Annotated in this window: 1 protein-coding gene; it reads right to left on the bottom strand. The window is 68.0% G+C overall.

Features of this window, described 5'->3' with window-relative positions; translation table 11 throughout:
• Nucleotides 1-3 precede the first annotated feature (3 nt).
• The coding region (locus EN964_RS35480) for an ABC transporter permease (RefSeq protein ID WP_127277515.1) at nucleotides 4-1034 on the bottom strand (1031 nt) is incomplete at its 5' end.

Here is a 1034-nt window from a genome sequence, read left to right as displayed (position 1 = left end):
GCCCTACTCGTGCCTTAGCGCGTCGATCGGATCGAGCCTGGCGCCGCGCAATGCCGGGAAGAAGCCGAACACCATGCCGATCAGGGCGGAAAAGCCGACGGCGAGCAGGATCACCGCCGGGCTCGGCGCGAACGGGATGGTCAGCGTCACCGCGGCGAGGCCGGCCAGCGCCAGCCCGATCAGGATGCCGATAATGCCGCCGAGCAGCGACAGCACCGTGGCCTCGACCAGGAACTGGATGAGGATGTGCTTTTCATGCGCGCCGATGGCCAGCCTGATGCCGATCTCGCGGGTGCGTTCGGTGACCGACACCAGCATGATGTTCATGATGCCGATGCCGCCGACCAAAAGGCTGACGCCGGCCACCGCGCCCAGCATGCCGGTCATGGTGGTTGTGGCGCTGGCCATGGCGTCGGCGATCTGGGTCATGTCGCGGATGGCGAAATCGCTCTCGCGGTCGGGCGTGATGCGGCGCGCGTCTCGCAAGATGTCCTCGACGCGCGGCTGCAACTCGCTGGTCGGCGTGCGGTCGTCGGCGGCGATGTAGATGTTGTCGATGTCGCGGTTGCCGGCGATGCGGCGCTGATAGGCATGCAGCGGCATCAGCACGACATTGTCCTGGTCCTGGCCGAAGCCGGTATAGCCCTTGGGCTCGAGCAGGCCGATGATCTTGCAGGAGGTGCGGTTGACGCGGATGATCTCGCCCTCGGGATCGCCGGCGCCGAAGAACTGCTGGCGCACGGTCTCGCCGATCAGGCACACGCCTGTGCCCGAGCGGGTTTCGGAATCGCTGAACGGGCGGCCCGACACCAGCTTCCAGTCGCGCGCATCGAGATAGGCGCTGTCGGTGCCGGTGACGCCCGAGGTCAGGCTCTCGGTGCCGAAGATGACGCGGACCTGCTTTTGCGAGGCCGGCGAAATCGCGCGGGCACCGCTGAGATGCGCCACAAGTGCCGCAAGGTCCTTTTCCGCGAGCGGACGCGCCACCTGGTCGAGCCCGCCCGGTCCGCCGGGACCGGCCGGACGGCCGGAGC

Origin of the sequence: Mesorhizobium sp. M7A.F.Ca.CA.001.10.2.1, from assembly GCF_003998575.1 — a bacterium.
Lineage (GTDB): Bacteria > Pseudomonadota > Alphaproteobacteria > Rhizobiales > Rhizobiaceae > Mesorhizobium.
This window is presented reverse-complemented; position numbering and strand designations above follow the sequence as displayed.